Genomic DNA, 22,075 nt, shown 5'->3' on the forward strand with positions numbered 1-22,075 from the left:
CGCAGTACAGTTGCGCCTGGACCGTTCGGCAAATATAGCCAATAGAGAGGTGTAGATATGTCTGAAAAAGGTAAGAAAGACAAAGGGAAACGCGAAGAAAAGAAAAAACCCAAGTTAAGCATCAAAGATAAACGCAAGCTTAAAAAAGAGAAGGAAAAATCGTCTTGATCCAAGCGGTATTCCCTACAATCCCATCATCTTGAAAATAAAAAGCCCTGTTGCAATCCAGGGCTTTTTTTCGTATGTCATCAATCGCCAGGAACCGACCGAGCAATAGCTGCCGGTGGACGCGAAGAAGCCCATTTAGCTCTTATATGCTTATTTTCATATTTCACAACCAAAATCTCAGATTAAAGCAACTCCACACTGGGGCGCAAATCCAGATGATCGATCAGTTGATTCAATTCAGTATCGCTGAGCGGGCGGCCTTTGCCTGCGTAGGCAGTCAGGGCGGCTTCCATCATATTCGTGCCAAAGGAGCGTCCATCGTAGCGCGGGGTCGTCGTAATCATTAAATACACTCCACGTTGACGCAAAAAATCAACATTCTCGGGAGTAGTGGTGTTGGTAATCACGGTTTTCCCATGCAAATTTTGGGGCAGGTATTTTTTCATAAAGAGAAAATCCCCAGCCAACAAATCCGATTCAAGCCAAAATTTCTGATATTTGGATTCATGCTCTGTGCCGCTGCTGCCGTAGAAGAGCAAACTCATGGGGAAATGACTGACAAAGGGCAGCATCAACCGAGCGACGCGCTTGAAATTGCGCAAGCCGTGAACTGGTAAGGGAATATCCAGGGCCACCATCAGATCACCAAAAATGACATCCTGGCTGACTTCGCTGACCGCTCGCGCCAGCCCAATGCGATCCACCGCCACCGGGATAAAAGCCTGCCGAAAATGTGGCACGCCATCGATGAGCAGCCCGTCAATTTCGCCCTGTTTTCCGCTAAGCAGGTTGTGCAGCGCGGGTGCCGCCAATTCAAAAACCCGTCGCTCAAGGGTGTGTTTCAGACCACGTCCATCCACCACCGGGGTTTGTTTCACCTGCTCAACCAGTTTCAATGCCGCCCTGAGCGGGTATTCGCGTCCATCCAGGCGCAGATATAAATCCACACCACCCACCCCAAAGGCATCCACCTGACCATCGAGTTCAGCGTAGAGATGTTTGGCTTTCTCCACATCCCCATCGGTGCCGATGCGCTCCACCTGAATCGCCTCGCCCTTAAATTCGACGACGACTTTCTTATCACGCGCAGAACTTCCCAAACTGATACTCACGGCTCGCTTCATACGACGCGGCTCCTTTCACCAGGAAATTAAAAACATGATACCATTATTTCCGATCTGCTTTGCAACTGGACTATAAAGAATTCGTATACACCAGTAGCACAGCAAAAAACAAAGTTTTCAAAAGGAGTCTTTTATGAGTTTCTTAGGTAATCTCGTCTGGTTAATTTTTGGCGGTTTTCTCTCCGGACTGGGGTATATCATCGGCGGGTTATTGTTTTGCCTGACGATCATCGGCATCCCCTTCGGTAAACAAGCCATCAAGCTGGGCATTGCCACGATGACCCCCTTCGGACGCGAAATTGTCGTCGCCGAGGAATTCGACAACCCGCTCAGTTTGCTGTTCAATATCATCTGGGCAATTATCTTCGGTTGGGAAATTGCGGTTTCGCACTTCGTCCACGGGCTGATTTTGGCAATTACGATCGTTGGTATTCCATTTGCCAAGCAGCATTTTAAGCTGATTCCGCTGGCTTTATTCCCGTTTGGCAGAGAATTGCGCTAATTGAACAATGAGTCGAATAGAAATTAACACCCCAGCCCCTGAGTTTGAACTCGCTGATTTCAACGGCAAGCTTGTAAAACTCGCTGATTTTCGAGCGCAAAAAAACGTAATTCTGGTATTCAACCGCGGCTTTGTCTGACCTTTCTGCCGCCGGCACATGGCGCAGTTGCGCCAGGATTACGAATTATTCCAGGCCCAGGATGCTGAAATTATCGCTGTGGGGCCAGAAAATGCCCAAGCCTTCAAAGCCTACTGGGCTGAACATCAACTCCCCTTCGTGGGATTACCCGACCCCAAACATACGGTACTTAAACGCTACGGACAAGAAGTAAAAATCTTCAAGTTAGGGCGCATGCCCGCACAGAGCATTATTGATAAAAACGGACAGGTGCGCTATATCCATTACGGACATGGTATGCAAGATATTCCAGAAAACACGGAATTGCTGCAAATTCTGGCTGGGCTAAACTGAAGGAATGAACATGAACTCAAAAAAACTGGTTAGTATCTTTTTTATTTTGGCAGTAGCCGTAGTTTCATCCATCTCAATCCGCCCGGTGATGGCACAGGCCGATATTTACTACCGTTTTACGCCGACAGCTATCTATGATGATGGACAAGACCAAAGTACACTTGAAATTTATACCAGTGGAAATATAACCAGCGTGACAATTAAACCCGATTTCGCCGATGAACCCGTCTACCAGCTTTATGACGATGGCAGCAACGGCGACCGCACCGCTGGGGATAGTGTTTATTCTCTGGGGGGAATCAACCCATCCATGTATCCGGACGATCTTCTCTTCCCTATCGCTTATAACGACCAAAACACCGTTGACTTGGCGACGTTGTGGCTTACGGCTACGGTTACATATACATCTGGACAGAGCGAAGAAATTAGTTTTATTGCTTTAAAAATTGTCTCACCCAAACTTATTTTTCCTGTCGAACAAGCCAGTGGGGGTCTGGCTGCCACCGAATATGCATTTTTCATCACCGATCCTGCCGGGGAAACCTACACCGGTAGTTTCCCAAATATCACAGACTACAACGGGCCAGCGATTGCCAAGAAATTCTACTCAATTTACCCGGATGAGTTTGACTTTATCAATTTTATGGTTGTGCGCGGCGATTTAGGGATGAAAGCTCATGCCGGTGGCCTGCGTAACCCGGCAGCAAATATCGGATTGAACCGCACCGATTACACGGCAGAATATGGCTCTCAGGGGCGTTTGCTGGCAATGATGTATTCGGGCTTTGAACTGCTGAACCATGAGGTCGGTCATGCCTGGGCTGCTTTTGCCGGAGAAACGCTGGGGATTTCGAATGGCTCACATTGGCTCGGCACCACCGATATTAACGGCGTGATGAGCGAAGGATACGAAACGCCCGATAATTTATATTTTTTCTCGCCGAATAACGATGGCACCTTCAAAGCGGGCTGGAGCGAAGCGTCATACGCCCCTCTGGAACTGTATTTAATGGGCATGATGCCCCCCGAAGAAGTTCCGGATGTGCATGTGTTGCATGATCCTGATCTGACAAACACGGAGCGCGTTACCGCAAATCGTGTGGATACCTACACGATTACAGATATTATGAACGCGGCAGGCGGGCCACGCGATCCAGCTTACCCGGCAGCTCAAACCGATTTTAACCTGGCGGTGATTCTACTCACCGATACGGAGTTCTCACCCGCTGAGTACGCGTATTATTCGTATTTATCGCGCGAATATGCTGCTCAACGTGATGGCAATGCAATGACGAATTTTTACACGGCGACGGGCGGACGCGGCACAATCACTACGCGCCTGGCCGACTGGGGATTCCCGAATACGCAGGGAGCTACAGCCTCAACGGAGGAGACTCCATTACCAGAGTCAACGCCCCTCATCGAAGCCGCGCCAACCACGCCGCCCGCACAGGAAGCAGAATCAGACCTCCAAGAAACAGTAACCACCCCCGAGGTAGCCAGTTCATCCCGTCCGGTATGGAAATTCCCCATCTGCGCCAGTTTCACTGGGGCATTTATCCTGCCACTTGTAGTCATATCCAGCAGGCCAAAATCACGCAAACCATAAAGGCTTGCGTAGCGGATTGAAAAGAATCATGCCATGCCTATTTCCTGAAAAGCGTTATGTGTCACAGCGCTCATCGTACTGGCCTGCAATATGAGCGCGAATATCCCCACACTTGAGACGACCAACAATTCGCCAGGAATCACTACACCTGAGTAATCCCAGTACCATTCTCCTTATTGCCTTGTCCGATAATTTACATATAATTAGTCCATATGCTAGGTACTCAGTTTCAAGTACATTTATTTGGCGCTCTATCGCTATTTCATAATGGCAAACAAATACACTTGCCAAGGTCTGTTTCCGCGCGCGCGCTATTGGTTTATTTGCTGTTGAACCGCAAAATTCCGCAGCCGCGCCTGAAGCTAATTGGGGTTTTATGGCCTGAAACCCCTGAAGGGCAGGCCCGCCGTGCGCTTACACAGGCGCTGTGGCACCTCCGCAAAGATTTACCAGGTGGCTTGCTTGAAACAGTGGCAGATCATATCCAGATTTCTCCTGAAGCCCCGCTGTGGGTAGATGCTGAGACTTTTGCATCTTTAGCAAAGAAAAATCTCAAGGTAGTTCAACACGATACCGAAAATCTTCGTCAGGCAGTTGATCTTTATCGCGGGGATTTATTAGAAGGTTTCTATGATGATTGGGTATTGGTTGAACGCGAGCACCTGCGCGAATTGTATCTGCGATCCCTGGATTTTTTGGTGGATACCGAAAAAACGGCGGGACACTACACTCAAGCATTAGACTATGCCCAAAGACTGACCAGAGCCGATTCCTTCCGCGAATCTGCACACCGCGCAGTAATGCGTTTGCACTATGCGTTAAACCAAACTGATGCCGCTCTGAACCAATACGCCCTTTGTTGCAAAATATTGGATGATGAATTAGGGGTTGAACCGGATGAAGAAACCAAAGCCCTGGCACGCGAAATCGCCGTGCGCGCCACACAGAAAGGCAGCCCCTATTTACCTCCGGTGATTACCCCACCCGGAACCCCGTGGCAGCAAGATGATGCACAAAGCATCCAAATCCCCATCCTTGGCAGAGATGAGGAACGTGAGTATCTATTGCGACACCTGGAAAGCAGCATGGCCGCCACAGGCGGCACCGTTCTCGTGGAGGGCAGTTCCGGCGTGGGAAAAACGCGCTTGCTAGAGGCATTTGCTCGTGATGCCGAATGGCGCGGCGCGGAAGTCCTTTGGGGGCATAGTAGTGAATCGGGTACGGCAACCCCCTACGAGGTCATCGTTAATGCGCTGAGCAGCGGGTTGACATCCTTACGGGCAAACCAACTGGCGTATGCAGTTGACGAAATCTGGCTCAGCGCGTTGGGGACAATCATCCCCAATTTGACCGATAAGTTGCAGAATTTACCGAAATTGCCAGAGATGGCCCCTGAACAGTCGCACGAACGCCTGATGAGCGCCTTCGCTATCATACTATCTGCCTGGGGGCAGATTAGGCCCTTGGTGCTCATTCTCGAGGATATTCATTGGGCTGATGAAGATAGCCTGGATTTGTTGATCGCGCAGGCGCGCCATATTACAGGGGAATATATCCTGGTGGTTGGCAGCTATCGCGGCGCAGAGGCGCGCGGCAACCCTGCCGTTTGGGAGAAGCTAGATGCCCTGGACCGAGCCGGTGTGCGTCAGCGCATTGTGCTAGACAACCTGAACGCTGACAGTTCGGGCGAATTGGTTCGGCGCGCCCTCGGGCTAACCAGTGCGGCACCGCTCTTTGAGGAGCGGTTATTCCAAGAAACGGGCGGCAACCCCCTCTTCCTTTTGGAGACGTTACGCACTCTGCACGACGAAGGACTGCTCGCTCAGGATGAAAACGGCAAGTGGAGTACATCTTGGGATGCAACGACCGAAGATTATGCCGAACTGCCCATCTCACCGGCGGTGGAACGCACGATCGCCCGGCGCGTAAAATTACTACCCGATTCCTTGCAACCGACTCTTCAATTGGCTGCAGTGCTGGGCAAACGTTTCCACTTCGATGAACTACATAAAACCAGCGGGGAGCAACTTCACGATTTGTTGACAAAAATCCGCCTGCTAATCCAGCATAATTTTTTAGAAGAAACCGCGCAAGGCTATCGCTTTTCACACGAAAAAATCCATCTGGTCGTTTACGAAGAGATCGATGATAAGCAGCGCACAACTCTGCATCTTCAAGTCGCACAAGCGCTTTTAAATCTATCCCCAGAACGATTTGCAGACCTGGCTTGGCATTATCAGAGTGCAGGTGATATTGATAAGGCCGCAAATTACTACTTCCGAGCTGGTCAAAGTAGCATGGCCGTAAGTGCTTTTACGGGCGCGTTGGAATTCTTCGACCAAGCTATCGCGTTGATAGAGATAGAACCAAGTTCACTGACGACTGATGAGCATTTTGCTATGCTCACCACCCGCGCAGAAGTGCTGCGAATTTTAGGCCGGCGCGATGACCAAGCCAAAGATTTGGATACCATGAAACAATTAAGCCAGGATTCCCCTGACTTAACGCTAAAAACTCTCTTACTCACAGCATGGTTACAAACACAAACGGGTGACTACGACAAAGCAGAAGCAAACACAGAAAAAGCCCAGGCTCTTGCCGCGCATCTGGGCAATCAGTTACAAGAAACTGAAGCGCTGATAATTGCCGGGACGATTAGGAATTGGCGCGGGCAACCGAAAGATGCAATCCCACTTTTAGAAAATGCCGTCAACCTGACTACGAGCTATGACGATTTCGACATGGAGGCGCAGGCGCGCCACGCTCTGGCGAACGCTTTACTGGGCATAAAAGATTATCGAAAAGCTCAGGCCGAAATCGAACGCGCCCTGGAAATTTACACCCGCCAGGGTAATGTGATGGGCCAGCTTGATCAGGTTCACATTTCCGGCATTGCGCATATGGAACAAGGAGATTTTGAAACAGCCAGCAAGCTGTATCAACGTTCCATAGAACTCAGCCAAGATTTGGGCTATCTTTACGCCGAGGGCCGCGCCCAGCTTAACCTGGCGAATATTCATTTCCTCCAGGGGGATATTACGGCGGCGTTAGATGGATATGCTCATGCAGCTGACAATTTCCAGTTAACAGGAAACCGACGCGGTGAGGCCATGACACGAGCAAACCTTGCATCGCTAAAAGCGACCGTTTTGGGCGATCTCAAAGGCGCTCGTAGAGAAGTAGATGCAGCCCTGGCTGCTTTCCGCGATATGGGTGATAGTGTTGGCGAGGGGCAATGCCTGGTAGTATCGGGGGAAGTGTATCGCAGCGAGGGCAACTATAATCAAGCCATTCCTCCGATGGAAAGCGGTATTGAGAAATTACTGGCGGGGGGAGAAAAATGGATTGCCGCGCAATGTTTTCGTCCGCTGATCCTGGTTTTCATAGATAACAATCAGCCCAAACTTGCCATCGAAACCGCCGAAAGGGCTGAGCAAATCTGCAATGAGTTGGGCAATGACGATATGCTGATGTATTGCAGCGCTCTTCGCGGCATTGCGCATCTGCATGTGAATCAGCCCGAGAAAGCGCTCCAAATCACAGAGCGAGCCATCACCAATTGGCGCAAAGATATGGATCAGAGTTATCTCTTTCCATACTGGCACTATCAATGTCTTATCGCGAACCAGCGAATCCCAGAAGCACATCAGGCGCTGACACAAGCGCACCAGTTACTAATGGAAAGTCTGCGAGGGTTGTCCTCTGAGCAGCAGAGATACAGTCTCGAGAATGTACCAGAACACCACGGCATCATGACTGCCTGGGGGAAAATACAGCCCCAGAGAATCAGCATCAGCCTGCCTCAAATCGACGCGCCCACAGGGCGGCCCCTACAAAACGACGAGTATGTGGAAGTCACCTGGACGGTAGAATCTCTAGAAGATGGCGAGATTGAAGGAAAAACGGATCTTCGGCGGCACCGCATTTTGCGCTTGCTGGTTGAAGCCGAAGTACAGGGGGCAGCCCCTACGGTGGGCGATCTTGCCGACATATTGAATGTCAGCGACCGCACCATCAAACGCGATATAGCGATCTTGCGTCAAATGGGTCATCACATTGAAACCAGGGGTAGCACTTGACCCCATAGTCTGACCCTAAGGTTCGCTTTGGGGTCAAAAATAAAAAGACAATCCTGAGACAGGTATTTTGTAAACTGATGCTGAACATAAGCATCAGTTTTTTGTAACCGATCAGGGCAACTATGCTATATGCACATCGATCGGCTAGAACAAGTCGGCACTGGAGAAATCCAACCCTGAGCACTTGGGTAAGCTTCACTACAGAGCTGTCATAAGAACAGTATTCGTGAACGCAGGAGCAAAAAAATGCACACACAAACAGAAACATCCAAAAATAAGTTTCGAAGCGGAACGCGCATCTGGTCTATAGCGTTGTTTTTCATGTTTGTACTTAGTGCCTGCAACCTGCCCATCGGGCCATCCTCCCTATCATCCAATAATGTTCAACCAACATTACCACCGGCTGCTGCAAACGGAGGGGAGCCCATCCAGTTGGGTCATGCACAGGAAGAAACTCAACCAACGCTGGTACAAGTTACCCTGCCACCGCTAGCCACAACTGCGACGGTGGCCGCATCCACAGGTGCATCTGTTCCTTCACAAAATTCTTCGGAGTCATCCAGCGGAAACAGCATCCCTCACCCAACCGCAACCCCGCAACAAGACACACTCATCGGAAGCCTAGCGCAGACGCCAGGACTCGCTATCAAATCCATCAGCGCCTCGCAAACCACAATCTATGACGGCGGATGCAGTGATGTTGGACCAACTAGTACCTTCTTCCAGTTCGAGTTGATCTCCCCAGATTTGTTAAACACGGCGCAACTCAGATTTCATTACCTCAAGAATGGACAGGTTATCGGTCAGGATTATGGGCACAATTTCACTTATAACGGAGCCAGTACCTTCACATTTGATTCAGATTCTGTAACCAATCGGCCAGATGATTACCTGGACGGCGCAGAAGGTCAATTGGAATATTGGGCGGCCGCGCAAGACACATCTGGCAATTGGGTAGTTTCGGACCGCCAATATGTCAAAGTACTCCCCTGCTCAGTTGTAGGCTCTCCGCTCACCCCACCGCAAATTAATCAATTTATCGGTCCCAGCACCGCCTACGAAGGGGATACCGTCAAGCTGGAATGGAATGTCAGCGATGCCTCGTGCGGAGTATATCTGGATGGCAACTCCGTACACCCCAATGGGAATTTTAGCTATGTGGTCCCCGCGAATTCCGCCCCAATGACGCTTACCCATTCACTGCTGGCTCATGGCGGTGATTGCGCCAACCCTACCACAGCTACAGATACAGTTTATATCAATCTGGCTATACAATCGGTCACTTTATCTGCGCCTATCATTCAATCAGGGATGTACGATGTAGATGAAGGAAATTCCTGGTATGGCGCAATTATTGCTGGTGATGACGAACACGACCATAAAATGACTGGCTTCGTCCAATTCGACATCAGCAGCCTGAAAAACAACGTCACTGAATTGCACAGCGCCACCTTGAATCTCGGTCCCTGTAAGCCCATCGGGCTGCCGATGCTAACCCAGCCCTTCGACATTTCGGCTGTTTCAAGCAGTCTGGGAACCACGTCGATAGGCACGTTGAAAGATTGTTCCGGTGAATTTAATGTGAGCGGTGTGATGTTCAAGGCACTGGGTGACAATAGTGTTCAGTTTATGATCAGGCCCGCCAATGTTCATCCCGGCAACACAGCCGATCAAATCACGTACACGCCAACGCTAACGATTGTATATACGCCGAAACCATGACGTAGCAACGGGTGTGTAGCGGCGATTGTAACAACCCAACAGTGGACATTAACATCGATGGTATGTTCCTTGATTTGACACACTTTCCAATACATATATTGACGTTTCATACACTACTATTGAAGTTTATCCATAATTTGAAATGCGTATCGAGTACAAAACACGGAGGATGAAAATGAAATATCACAAAGAATTTCTCAATATTTTATTCGTTTTAGTTCTAGGATCGGTTGCCTGCAATCTAACAGGGCAAGCTCCCGCGGGAATTTCTGTCCCAACACCTGTTGAGCCTCCCGCACTCGCGGCGCCCAATACACCCACTACTCAAGCTATGATTGAGCCTACGATTGAACCCGTAGTCATCGCTCCAACTACCGAACCAGTAACAATTACCGCACAAATGAAGGCTGTATTTGTATCTAATAACAGCGGGTCTCTTTGCCCAAAACGATCACCTGATCTCATCGTGGGTGGGCCACCTCCCATTGTAGGTGAAATTGACGATGAGTGGCGATGTGAAGGGTATTGGACATTCGATATTTCTGGTTTACCGGCCCAGGCAACCATTCTTGCAGCGGTCTTTCAGCCGGGAAATTGCACAGTTACCGGAAACCCATTTTCTCTTGACAACCTGTACATAGGCTTCATTGATGTCGGAATCCTGGAGGTCAGCGATTACGGTGGGCCTCCCCAACAACCCACCGCTCATACAAGCTGCCCGACAACCATTGATGTTGTATCATTTGTCAAAACAAGCATTAACCGCAATTCGAAGATGTTACAAATATTCGCAGCGTTTGATAATAGCAATTATGGCAACGGCACGGGCGATTATATCTCTTACCAGGGCAGCGCACCGTCCTTGACGATTGAGTATAGCTATCTCACTGAAAAGTAAAGGAAAAACGTCATGAAAAGAACCATCGTACTACTTGTAAATATTTTAATCCTGCAAATCATCCTGTCCGCCTGCAACCTGCCCATTGCAACAGTAACTGCCCCTCAACCATCCGATGAGCAGATCAACACCAACCAGACAGCCGAAGCGCAGTCCCAAATCGTACAACAAACCCTGCAAGCGCAAAATAGCGGCAGCAATCTCACAATCTCCGACGTTCAGGTTTCCGTGAATACGTTTTATTATCTCAACGATACCTGCGGCCCAACGGAAGTGACGATCTCTGCCAAAGTGACCAGCAGCGCCTTGATTACAAATGCAGGTGTGCTGAGGCTATTCAATGGTGACCAGAAAGGGCCAAATGGCGGCCAGGCAGATGCAATGACACCAATTGGCAATGATCGCTATGCATTCACCATGAATAAACAAACGGATGATCTCGACTCAATTCTGCGAGATAATTATTCGCTTGAACTCATCCTTTACGCTGAGGATACGGCCGGAAATCAGGTTGCCACAGGCGATTGGGGTGATGCCGTTGGTGATGGGCAGCCCTGGCCGCTCAACCCGATTCAGCTTCAAATCCCTACTTTGCGGCTTGAACAATGTCTTGGAAACGCGAATCAGGTAACAACAGCGCAGGCACAAGAACAGGTAAATATACCCGCGGCAACACCCACGCCCAAACTGGAAACGCTGCCTACCAACACACCTGTAGCGCCCGCAGCCGCGCCATCCGTGCAAACCCGCTCGAATTATGCCGAATTTGGCGATTGGTACACAACTGAAGAAACTGCCGATATGGATTTCAGCGGGGCAAAAGAACTCGCCTTTATGGCAGCCAATTCCGATTATCCAGATCACAGCCTCGGCCAAAATGTAAGTCAGGGCGAAGGCATCATGATGGCAAGCGTATCATCGCCATCTTATGATACCTGCCGCGCCATTCCCGCATGGAATACCGGTATCATCGTCCATACAGGAGAAACCTACTGCTATTTGACGGCGGGAGGAACCTATGGCTACTTCCACATTGACAAAATCGAGAACCGCGGCAGCGAAATTGCAAATTGGGTCATCGGGCTATCCTATACCGTCTGGGTTCCCTGATGAACAGTGAAGAACTCCGAGGGCTACGCGGCCTCGGAGTTCTTCTTTTTCGGGGGTATACTTAAATTATGGTCACTCCCGCTTCTCTCCCCCAACTTTTCGTGCCCCTCACATCGTCCGCTGCTACACTGGAAGACCTCGGCGGCAAAGGGCTGAATCTCGTCAAACTGGCGCGCGCTAACTTCCCCGTGCCTGGCGGATTCATCATCCCTACGGCCTGCTATCGTGAATTTGTGCAAGTCAACTATTTGGGTGATCTTATTCGGGAAAAACTGGCCGAGGCAGATTTATCAAACCCCGAAGTCTTAACAGCCCTTTCACGGGAAATTCGGGCTCAGTTCGAGTTGGGGACTGTTCCCCAGGCGATTCCCTACGCCCTGGAGATCGCCTGGCGCTGGCTTGGCGCGCATCCCGTGGCCGTACGCTCCTCCGCCACCGCCGAAGACCTGCCCGATCTTTCTTTCGCCGGGCAGCAAGATACCTTCCTCAACGTCATCGGCGATGAAGCCTTGCTCACAGCCGTCGTCCAATGCTGGGGCAGCTTGTGGACGGCGCGCGCCATCGGGTACCGTACTCGTAACCACATTCCCCATCAAGACGTTGCGCTGGCCGTCATCGTGCAAAATATGGTGCAAAGCAAAGCATCAGGCGTGCTCTTCACTGCTAATCCGCTCACCGGATGCCGCAACGAAACTGTCATCGATGCCACCCTGGGACTGGGTGAAGCCCTCGTCAGCGGGCACGTTGATCCAGATCATTATGTCGTCAATATCATTGCGAACCCCGAAGGGGTAAAGCAATCTCCCCCTAACAAACAGATTGCTTCGCCTGCGGCTCGCAATGACCGCTTCAAAATCACCCATAAATCCCTGGGCAGCAAAGCCACCCTGTTTACGGCAAATCCGGCCGGGGGCGTAGAAATCCGCCCCACCGAAGCCGACCAGCTTCAGGCCATCCCCGATAACATCATCCTAGAACTGGCAAAACTCGGTCAACGGATTCAGGTCCTTTATGGATTTCCCCAAGATATTGAATGGGCCTATCTCCCACCCTCACCCCCTGCCCATTTCCCACAAGGCGAGGGCGAACTCCACATCCTGCAATCGCGCCCGATCACTTCGCTATTTCCGCTGCCCGAAAACCTGACAGCCGAACCATTGCGCTTCATGATTGGATTCCATACGATACAGGGTATTATGGAACCGCTCACGCCGCTGGGGCAGGATGTGATGAAAATGGTTCTGACAGGCGGCGGGCGGTTATTCGGTTTGGAACATACCATCGAAAGCCAGAGCGCGTTTTTCTCGGCGGGCGAGCGCCTGTGGATCAATGTCACACCGATTTTGCGTTCGCCGCAAGGCCATAAAGCCTACCCCACCGCCATCCGCTCGATTGACCCTGGTGTAGCCCAGATCAGCGCAGAACTTGTCAAATATCCGCGTTTCGCTCCCATTCATAAGCGACCCAGTTTGCGGACAATGAGAAATTTGGCCGGTTTTCTAGTGCCCTTCATTGGACGCGTGATTCGCATTTTGATTTCCCCTGAAGATCAAACCCGAAAAGTGCGCCGGGCATTCGATGAACAGGTGAAACAAACTCAAGATTCGGAGGCCGGGACGGGCGACATCTGGCAGCAATTTTCGGCGCGCATGGGTCTGCTCCACGAGGCCAAATTATTATTCTCAGATTTTGTCATTCCTCAGGGAGTTCCCCCGGTAGTGGCCGGAATGGCGCCTTTCTTTGGTATCTTACAGCGCTTCAGTCTGGCCGTCGCCGAACAAACTGGCAACCCACAGTTCAACACACTTTATTTAGAAGTTGCCCGCGGCCTGCCTAACAACGTCACCACCGAAATGGATTTGGCCCTGTGGCATACCGCCCAAAGTGTACGCGCCGATACAGAATCGTTTAAAGCGTTTGAAAATCAATCTGCCGAAGAATTAACGACGCGCTATCTGGCGGCTGAATTGCCCGCCGTCGCACAGCAAGTTGTGGGGACGTTTCTTGCCGAATTTGGTATGCGCGGCTTGGGTGAAATTGATATTGGCCGACCGCGCTGGCGCGAGCAACCGGAGCCTATATTCCAAACCCTGAAAAGTTATCTGCAAATCGAAGACCCTGCTCTGGCACCAGATATTGTCTTTGCGCGCGGCACACAAGCCGCCCAGACAGCCATCGAAAAACTTGTCATCGGGGTGCGCAGCTTGCGCGGCGGCTGGTTCAAAGCGCGGCTGGTGCGCTGGGCCGCGCACCGCTACCGCGCCGCCGCCGGGATGCGTGAAGCGCCCAAGTTCTTTGCCATCCGCATGATGGGCATCATCCGCGCAAAGCTGCTTCAATCCGGGGAAGATTTTGCCGCCGCCGGTCTGTTGGAACACGCTGATGATCTATTCTTCTTATTTATAAACGAGCTGGATGAAATCAGCACATTTGCAAAAGATCATCTGTGGGCATCCCTGCGGGAAAAAATTACCCAGCGCCGCGCCGTCCGCTCCCGCGAGATGCAGCGCAGGCAAATTCCGCGCGTGCTACTCAGTGATGGCACCGCCTTCTACCAGGGGGTAGCCACCCCCGAGGGCGATAGCGATGCGATTGTCGGTGACCCTGTCTCACCGGGCATGGTCGAAGGTCTGGTGCGCGTGGTGCTCAATCCACATGGCACGCAACTTGAGCCAGGTGAAATTCTGGTCTGCCCTGGCACCGATCCGGCCTGGACGCCGCTCTTTTTGACCGCAGGCGGGCTGGTGATGGAAGTCGGCGGGATGATGACACATGGTTCAGTAGTGGCGCGCGAGTACGGTATCCCCGCCGTGGTGGGCGTACATAAGGCCACCACGCGCCTGCAAACCGGTCAGCGCGTGCGCGTGGATGGCTCAACAGGTGTTATTGAGGTTCTATAAATCGCACACAAAAGCGCAAAGGCGCACCACAGAGACACAAAGTTCACGGAGTTCTCTCAAAAAAGAGTGAAGCATCTCTGTGTTCTCCGTGACTCCGTGGTGAAAAAATATGAAGACTCGCAAAATAGTCCACCTCGATCTCGATGCCTTCTTCTGCGCTGTGGAAGAGCAACTCGATCCACAGTTACGCGGGCTGCCATTTGCCGTCGGCGGGCGGCCTGATGAACGCGGGGTAGTCTCTTCGTGCTCGTATGCGGCGCGAGCCTTTGGAGTGCATTCAGCCATGCCGATGGCGCAGGCGCTGCGCCAATGCCCACACCTGAAAGTTGTTTCGCCGCACTATAGCGAGTATCGCAAAGCTTCGCACCAGGTGATGGAACGGCTGCACAAACTCACCCCACTGGTGGAACAACTCTCAATAGATGAAGCTTTTCTCGATGTCAGCGATCTGACCACGGATGCCGCTACGCTGGGGCGCGAACTCCAGGCAAAAATTCAGAGAGAATTGGGATTGCCCTGCTCATTGGGGATCGCATCCAACAAGCTTGTCGCCAAAATTGCCAACGATGTCGGCAAGGGCGCGGCTCAGGGTGGGGTGCCACCCAATGCGCTGACAATTGTCCCCGCAGGGAGTGAGGCTGAATTCTTGGCATCATTGCCTGTGAAGATGCTGTGGGGCGTAGGCCCGAAAACTGCGCAAAAACTAACCCCTTTGGGTGTGCAAACCATCGGCGATTTAGCGAGTATCCCCGCGGAACAACTGGCAAAGCATTTTGGTAAAATTGGTTGGGACCTCGCTAAACGCGCTCGCGGCATCGACACGCGACCAATCGTTACTGAGCATGAGGCCAAATCCATCAGCCAGGAAACCACCTATACTAAAGATACCCGCGACGAAAGCGTGCTGCGAAAAACCTTACAACAACAATCCGAGCATATTGCCCGCGCATTAAAAAAGCAGGAACTCACCGCCCGCACGGTAAAAATTAAACTGCGCTGGCCGGATTTCAGCACCCTCACGCGCCAAACCACGTTATCACAACCGACCCGCGACGCGGCAGATATCCAACGGGCGGCGGAGCAACTTTTTGATGAGTCCTGGAGCCAGGGCAAAGACATTCGCCTTTTGGGGGTTGGCGTGAGCAATCTCGAAGCGTTGCCGCGTCAATTGGGTCTGTGGGATCCGAATATAAAAAAGGATTTACAACTCCGCGAGACGTTGAGCAATCTTCAGGAACGCTTTGGCGAGAAAGCTATCCGCCGCGGCATACAGACATCCGACACAGATCAGTATAACGAATCATGATGGAATTCAAAGCCCTGCGATTTATCAGCGAGAGTATTCAGGTAGAATTTGAGCGTCCGCCCGCGGCGGAAAAAACTCCCCATTGCCCGGACAGGTTCATTTGGGGGGATGAAACCTATCAAGTTGCAGAACTCATCCAGCAGTGGCAAGATTTCGAGCGGCGCGGCGCGATGGGGCATAATATGCGCCCCAGCAGCATGAAAAAAGCCATCCGGCGCGGTTCGTATGGCGTGGGGCGATTTTATTTTCTGGTGCGCACGGAAGATGCGCGTTATTTCGAACTGTATTTCGACCGCGCCGTCCAGAGCGTGGATCAGCGCAAGGGGCAGTGGATTCTCTTTCGGGAAGTTGCGCCAACAAAGAGAGAATAACCTTTTTTGCACTGAAACACCCCTGAGCGAGTCCGCTGCATCCGCTTCTATTACAAACCAAACCGCTTTTGTCCGGTATATGACAGGTCACTAAGTTTTTGATGCTAAACATAACTAGCTCCAAATCACACGGTAATATAAACTTTTAGACTGGAATGAAACCGGTTCCACAGCACGCGTATTGAGTCGATCCCCAACAAGCGGTCGATATGTAGCCTAACGGAGTAATTAAATGACAAAGATTATCAAAACGCTGGATGGCAACGAAGCTGTTGCCACAATTGCACACAAAACCAACGAAGTAATTGCCATTTACCCCATCACGCCCTCTTCGAATATGGGCGAACATGCCGATGCGTGGTCGGCTCAGGGCAGAAAAAATTTATGGGGAACAGTGCCTGCAGTGGTTGAGATGCAGGCCGAAGGCGGCGCAGCGGGAGCAGTGCATGGCGCGCTGCAAACCGGCGCTCTGACAACAACCTTCACGGCCTCGCAAGGGCTGTTGTTAATGATCCCCAATATGTACAAAATTGCGGGTGAACTGACCTCGGCGGTTTTTCATGTTTCGGCGCGTTCAATTGCCGCTCAGGCGCTCTCGATTTTCGGCGATCACTCAGATGTGATGGCAGCCCGTTCGACAGGTTGGGCAATGTTGGGTTCAGGTTCGGTGCAGGAAGCGCACGATTTTGCCCTGATCGCACACGCGGCAACATTGGAAACGCGTGTCCCTTTTATTCACTTCTTTGAAGGTTTCCGCGTTTCACACGAAGTCAGCAAAATTGAAATGCTGCCCGAAGAAACCATTCGAGCACTGATCAATGACGATTATGTCCATGCGCACCGCGCCCGCGGTCTTTCACCCGATCATCCAGTAATCCGCGGCACAGCGCAAAACCCAGATGTTTTCTTCCAGGCGCGCGAAACGGTCAATCCGTTTTACGAGGCCTGCCCGGATATTGTGCAAAAATACATGGATCAGTTTGCGGCGCTCACAGGCCGTAAATACAAACTTTTTGAATATGAAGGCGCTCCTGATGCCGAACATGTGATTGTAATTATTGGATCGGGTGGCGAGACAGTTGCCGAAACGGCAAAAGCGCTGAACGCGATGGGCAAAAATGTAGGTGTGCTGCGAGTGCGCTTGTATCGACCCTTCTCGATAAAACACTTTGTGGAAGCTCTACCTGCCAGCGTAAAAGTACTGTCGGTACTCGACCGCACCAAAGAACCGGGCGCATCAGGCGAGCCGCTCTACCAGGATGTGGTTACCGCCGTCACCGAAGCCGTTGCCGAAGGCATCGCGCCCTTTGAACATGCCCCCCGCATTGTTGGCGGGCGCTACGGCCTTTCATCCAAAGAATTTACGCCAGCCATGGTCAAGGGCATTTATGATGATATGGAAAATGCCAAGCCTAAGAACCATTTCACCATCGGCATTAACGATGATGTCAGCCATACCAGCCTCAAATATGAGCCTGAATTTTCGATCGAAGGCGAAAAGACCGTCCGCGCGGTCTTCTTTGGGTTGGGGTCAGATGGCACCGTGGGTGCCAATAAAAACTCGATCAAGATTATTGGTGAAGAAACCGACAACTATGCTCAGGGATATTTCGTTTACGACTCGAAAAAATCAGGCGCCAAGACCATTTCACACCTGCGCTTTGGCCCTGAACCCATTCGGGCTTCGTATTTGATCAGCCAGGCAAACTTCGTTGCCTGCCATCAGTTCAACTTTCTTGAACAAATTGATATGCTCAAATACGCTCAGCCGGGAGCCGTTTTCCTGCTAAATAGCATTTATGATACGGATGAGATTTGGAGCCAACTTCCGAAAGAAGTTCAAAAGGCAATTATCGAGAAAGGTTTGCAGTTTTATATCCTTGATGCGTACCGCGTTGCCGAAAAAGCGGGCATGGGGCGTCGTATCAACACGATCATGCAAACAGCTTTCTTCTATATCAGTGGCGTACTGCCACAGGATGAGGCCATTGCTGCCATCAAAGCTTCGATCAAGAAAACGTATGGGAAGCGCGGCGAAACTGTGGTTCAGAAGAATTATGCAGCGGTCGATCAGGCACTGGCTCACTTGCGCAAGGTAGATGTGCCCGCCAAAGCTACCAGCGATCTGACCATGCGCAAACCGGTTTCCGATGCAGCGCCCAAATTCGTACGCGAAGTCGTCGGAACAATTATCGCTGGCGATGGCGACTCACTGCCCGTCAGCGCGATGCCCATTGACGGAACGTATCCGGTAGCTACAACGCAATGGGAGAAACGCAATATCTCGCTGGATATTCCTGTATGGGAAGATGATCTCTGCATCCAGTGTGGGAAATGCGTCTTTGTCTGCCCCCATGCAGTGATCCGCCAAAAAGTATATGATCCTGCCCTCCTGGCAGATGCCCCTGCTACATTCAAGCATATTGATGGCAAATTCAAGGAATTCCCCGGCTCGGCCTTCACCATTCAGGTCGCTCCTGAAGATTGCACTGGCTGCCAACTTTGTGTCCAGGTTTGTCCGGCGAAAGATAAATCCCAACCAAAACGCAAGGCACTCAATATGGCTGCCCAGCCTCCCATCCGCGAGTCTGAATCCATCAATTGGGATTTCTTCCTCTCCATTCCCGAAGCCGACCGCACCAAATTTGACCCTACCAACATTAAGAATTCCCAACTCTTGCAACCACTATTCGAATTCTCCGGCGCATGTGCCGGGTGTGGAGAAACCCCTTATATCAAACTTGCCAGCCAACTCTTTGGCGACCGTATGGTCATCGCTAACGCGACTGGCTGCTCCAGTATCTACGGTGGCAATTTGCCCACACACCCCTATTCGGTCAATAAAGATGGCCGCGGTCCGGCATGGTCAAATTCACTTTTCGAAGACAATGCAGAATTCGGTCTGGGAATGCGCCTGACAGTTGATAAGCAAAATGAATATGCTCGCGAACTGGTACATCAACTTACAAACCTGATTGGGAATAATCTGGCAGACGAACTGTTGATCGCCGATCAGAGCGATGAAACCGGAATCCAGGCACAGCGCACCCGCGTAGATGAACTAAAAAAGAAATTAGCGGGCAGCGATAATCCCCAAGCCAAAGACCTGCTCAGTCTGGCTGATGTGCTGGTCAGAAAAAGCATTTGGATCGTTGGTGGCGACGGCTGGGCCTACGATATTGGCTACGGCGGCCTGGATCACGTGCTGGCTTCAGGACGCAATGTCAATGTATTGGTACTCGATACACAGGTCTACTCCAATACTGGCGGGCAGTCATCCAAAGCTACGCCTATGGGCGCGGTCGCCAAGTTTGCTGCCAACGGTAAAGGCATCCCGCGCAAAGACCTGGGGATGATCGCCATGTCGTATGGTTATATTTATGTGGCACAAGTTGCCATGGGGTCCAGTGATATGCAAACGTTGCGAGCATTCCGCGAAGCAGATGCCTTCGATGGCCCTTCCCTGATCCTGGCTTATAGCCCTTGTATCAACCACGGCTATGATCTCACCGACCAACTCAGTCATCAAGATATGGCTGTCAAATCGGGTCTATGGCCGCTCTACCGCTACAACCCAAATTTGATTGCAAAATCCAAAAATCCGCTCAATCTGGATTCAAAAGCCCCATCCATCCCTGTCAAGGAAGCGGCATACACCGAAACCCGCTACAGCATGTTGACACTCAGCGATGAAGGGCGCGCCGAACAACTTATGCAGACCGCCCAGGCAGATGTCAATGCTCGCTGGGAGCTATACCAACAAATGGCCAGCATGAGCTATGACAATAATGACGAGACAAACGAGTAAATAATCATTTCCGGGATGGCAACAGAACTGCCATCCCGGATCAATTTCTCACAGAAAAGGGAAAAAACAATGGTTGATTTAAAAACGAAATATCTTGGTCTGGCATTAAAAAACCCCCTGGTCGCTTCAGCATCGCCGCTTTCAGAAACAGTCCAAAGCGTGCAACAACTTGAACAAGCTGGTGTTTCCGCGGTGGTGGTCTACTCGCTTTTTGAAGAGCAAATTATCAAAGAAAGTCTGGAACTCGATCATTTTTTGAGCCGCGACACGCATAGCTTCGCCGAAGCTATGACCCACCTGCCCGAAGTCGGCAAATTTAGTCTGGCGCCTGAAAACTACGTGCAACATATCAGCAACCTCAAAGCGGCCGTTTCTATCCCGGTTATTGGCAGTCTCAACGGCGTTTCAACAGGCGGCTGGATTGAATATGCGCAAAAAATTGAGGCCGCCGGGGCTGATGCTCTGGAACTCAACCTCTATTACCTTCCAACAGATCCCGCGTTCAGCGGAAATGAAGTTGAAGCCGCCTATCTGAAAGTTGTCGAAGATATTCGCAAAACAATCCGTATCCCCCTGGCCGTGAAAATCAGCCCATTCATCACAGCACTCCCGAACTTTGCTAAAAAACTGGCTGATGCAGGGGCAAATGGCTTGGTGCTTTTCAATCGCTTCTATCAACCTGATTTCGATTTAGAAGCGCTGGAAGTAGTGCCAGATTTGCATCTCAGTACATCGGCTGAACTGCTTCTCCCCCTACGCTGGATTGCTATTTTGAAGGGACGCGTGGCACTCGACTTCGCTTTGACGAGTGGCGTGCACACGGTAGAAGATATTATAAAAAGCATGATGGCTGGCGCAAATGTCGCCATGAGCGCTTCGGCGCTGCTCAAAAATGGGACCGGCTACGCTCAAGAGTTGATTGCCAAACTCGAAGAGTGGCTTGTCGATCATGAGTATGAATCCATCCAACAAATGCAAGGCAGCCTTAGCCAGGAAATGAGCGGCAATGAAGCAGCCTTTGAACGCGCGAACTACATGAAAGTGCTCGATTCGTACTAAAAGATATTTCCAATTCTTCAAGAATCAAAACAGGATCAGGCAAATAAATGCCTGATCCTGTTTTGATTCTAAATGATGCAATTAATCGAATCATTCGATTACGCAGCTGATTTCTGGCGCTTTGAACGCGAGATGCTCTTTTTACGGCGAATTGACTTCTTTCGTTGGATGCGACGCAATTCACTCTTGGATACGTGCCAGCGTTTGCGACGCACTGCGCTGAGAACACCACTCTTGGCAATCTTTTTGCGGAAGCGACGCAACAATTGTTCTTGCGATTCATTTGGACGTAGTTCTACCGTCGGCAAATTTCCTCACCTCCTTTATGTTGAGGAGTTGGAAAAACACGCTTGCGGTGTTTATATCCAGGCAACAAAAAAGGACGCATACTGGGAGCATACTCTCCAGCACACACCCTTATAGCTATAAACTGTGCGATTATAAATGATAATGTCAATTATATAAAATAGAAAAAAGTCTCCTTGGCGATGACCTACTCTCCCAGGGGGCTACCCCCCAAGTACCATCGGCGCTGGCGGTCTTAACTTCCGGGTTCGGGATGTGGCCGGGTGTACCTCCGTCGCTAGAATCACCAAAGAGACTTTTATTCACTAAGTTGTTAACTTACTGAACTGAATATGTTGCGATAATCAAATGACAAGTTCCGAAAAGTTCTGAGTTCTCCGCACCACGAAGTTAAGCCCTCGACCATTAGTACAGCTTAGCTGAATGCATTACTGCACTTACACTTGCTGCCTATCTAGCAGGTAGTCTTCCTGCGGTCTTACCCAGTTATCCTGGTGAGGGATCTTATCTTGAGGCGAGCTTCCCGCTTAGATGCTTTCAGCGGTTATCCCTGCCAGACGTGGCTACCCAGCGATGCTCCTGGCGGAACAACTGGCACACCAGAGGTCTGTCCACTCCGGTCCTCTCGTACTAGGAGCAGC

The 22,075-nt window shown here is 50.9% G+C and carries 14 protein-coding genes and 2 rRNA genes; 12 read left to right on the top strand and 4 right to left on the bottom strand.

The annotated features are described in order from the left end of the window. Nucleotides 1–350: 350 nt before the first annotated feature. Nucleotides 351–1,292, bottom strand: a complete 942-nt coding sequence (locus HN413_05505; GenBank protein MBT3389850.1) for a quinate 5-dehydrogenase — start codon at nt 1,290–1,292, stop codon at nt 351–353. A 133-nt stretch (nt 1,293–1,425) separates the two neighbouring features. Between HN413_05505 and HN413_05510 the strand changes: the two genes are divergently transcribed. The 12 genes from HN413_05510 to HN413_05565 all read left to right on the top strand — a co-directional run bounded on the left by HN413_05510 (nt 1,426) and on the right by HN413_05565 (nt 21,128). Then, nucleotides 1,426–1,794 (top strand): YccF domain-containing protein, encoded by a 369-nt coding sequence (locus HN413_05510; protein MBT3389851.1) that lies wholly within the window; start codon nt 1,426–1,428, stop codon nt 1,792–1,794. Between the two features lie 7 nt (nt 1,795–1,801). After that, on the top strand, nt 1,802–2,266 hold the full coding sequence (locus tag HN413_05515) for a redoxin domain-containing protein (GenBank protein ID MBT3389852.1): 465 nt from the start codon (nt 1,802–1,804) through the stop codon (nt 2,264–2,266). A gap of 10 nt (nt 2,267–2,276) precedes the next feature. Beyond that, on the top strand, nt 2,277–3,875 hold the full coding sequence (locus HN413_05520; protein ID MBT3389853.1) for a hypothetical protein: 1,599 nt from the start codon (nt 2,277–2,279) through the stop codon (nt 3,873–3,875). 329 nt (nt 3,876–4,204) lie between these two features. Continuing rightward, complete coding sequence (locus HN413_05525; GenBank protein ID MBT3389854.1) at nt 4,205–7,954, top strand: AAA family ATPase; 3,750 nt, start codon at nt 4,205–4,207, stop codon at nt 7,952–7,954. 246 nt (nt 7,955–8,200) lie between these two features. Further along, nucleotides 8,201–9,676: a hypothetical protein gene (locus HN413_05530; GenBank protein MBT3389855.1), complete on the top strand. Its 1,476-nt coding sequence runs from the start codon at nt 8,201–8,203 to the stop codon at nt 9,674–9,676. A gap of 175 nt (nt 9,677–9,851) precedes the next feature. After that, complete coding sequence (locus HN413_05535) at nt 9,852–10,574, top strand: hypothetical protein (protein ID MBT3389856.1); 723 nt, start codon at nt 9,852–9,854, stop codon at nt 10,572–10,574. Between the two features lie 12 nt (nt 10,575–10,586). Continuing rightward, entirely contained in the window at nt 10,587–11,684 is a 1,098-nt protein-coding gene (locus HN413_05540) for a hypothetical protein (GenBank protein MBT3389857.1), read from the top strand. 68 nt (nt 11,685–11,752) lie between these two features. Continuing rightward, nucleotides 11,753–14,584 (top strand): phosphoenolpyruvate synthase, encoded by a 2,832-nt coding sequence (locus HN413_05545; protein ID MBT3389858.1) that lies wholly within the window; start codon nt 11,753–11,755, stop codon nt 14,582–14,584. Between the two features lie 109 nt (nt 14,585–14,693). Beyond that, nucleotides 14,694–15,890: a DNA polymerase IV gene (dinB, locus tag HN413_05550; protein ID MBT3389859.1), complete on the top strand. Its 1,197-nt coding sequence runs from the start codon at nt 14,694–14,696 to the stop codon at nt 15,888–15,890. Further along, complete coding sequence (locus HN413_05555; GenBank protein ID MBT3389860.1) at nt 15,887–16,261, top strand: hypothetical protein; 375 nt, start codon at nt 15,887–15,889, stop codon at nt 16,259–16,261. Before dinB ends, HN413_05555 begins: the two co-directional genes overlap by 4 nt. A 232-nt stretch (nt 16,262–16,493) precedes the next feature. Further along, nucleotides 16,494–20,069, top strand: a complete 3,576-nt coding sequence (nifJ, locus tag HN413_05560; GenBank protein ID MBT3389861.1) for a pyruvate:ferredoxin (flavodoxin) oxidoreductase — start codon at nt 16,494–16,496, stop codon at nt 20,067–20,069. Nucleotides 20,070–20,138: 69 nt separating this feature from the next. Then, the gene (locus HN413_05565; GenBank protein ID MBT3389862.1) at nt 20,139–21,128 is read left to right on the top strand and encodes a dihydroorotate dehydrogenase-like protein; all 990 of its coding nucleotides are present in this window, start codon (nt 20,139–20,141) and stop codon (nt 21,126–21,128) included. A gap of 98 nt (nt 21,129–21,226) precedes the next feature. Here the strand turns inward: HN413_05565 and rpsU are convergent, their stop codons facing one another. The 3 genes from rpsU to HN413_05580 form a co-directional block, all read right to left on the bottom strand. After that, nucleotides 21,227–21,436: a 30S ribosomal protein S21 gene (gene rpsU / locus HN413_05570; GenBank protein ID MBT3389863.1), complete on the bottom strand. Its 210-nt coding sequence runs from the start codon at nt 21,434–21,436 to the stop codon at nt 21,227–21,229. 172 nt (nt 21,437–21,608) lie between these two features. Then, nucleotides 21,609–21,725 (bottom strand): 5S ribosomal RNA (rrf, locus tag HN413_05575). A gap of 94 nt (nt 21,726–21,819) precedes the next feature. Continuing rightward, nucleotides 21,820–22,075, bottom strand: a 23S ribosomal RNA gene (locus tag HN413_05580); the annotation flags it as partial.

This window comes from Chloroflexota bacterium, from assembly GCA_018648225.1.
GTDB lineage: Bacteria > Chloroflexota > Anaerolineae > Anaerolineales > UBA11858 > NIOZ-UU35.